The organism is Natrialba chahannaoensis JCM 10990 (genome assembly GCF_000337135.1).
Classification (GTDB): Archaea; Halobacteriota; Halobacteria; order Halobacteriales; family Natrialbaceae; genus Natrialba; species Natrialba chahannaoensis.
The window spans coordinates 1-280 of the sequence record NZ_AOIN01000074.1; the positions used below are offsets into that span (position 1 = coordinate 1).

Annotated in this window: 1 protein-coding gene; it reads right to left on the reverse strand. The window is 57.9% G+C overall.

What is annotated here, in order from left to right; translation table 11 throughout:
• Positions 1-269: hypothetical protein (locus C482_RS13665; protein ID WP_152422014.1), on the reverse strand; the 269-nt coding region annotated here is incomplete at its 3' end.
• Positions 270-280: the final 11 nt, after the last annotated feature.

A 280-nucleotide genomic window follows, 5' to 3' on the forward strand; every position in this document is an offset into this window, starting at 1 on the left:
GATCCGGTCCCAAAGTCGGGGATATCATCGCCGCCTGGAATGCCAATACTGGTGTCGCTGTCGTCTCTGAGCGAGTCTTGGTAGTCCTCGGTCTCCTCGACAGTCTCAGTGAACTCGTCGGTGTCGTACACGTCGTAGCCCGGACGGTCCCAGTCCGTGTTCTCGACCTCGTTGCCCTCCGAGTCGGTCATTTCGATGATCTCCATCGTACCGTAGCTGAAAGTCACCTCCTCGCCCCGGATCGCATCGTACATCAGGGTGCTTGGCATGTAGTCGTCAA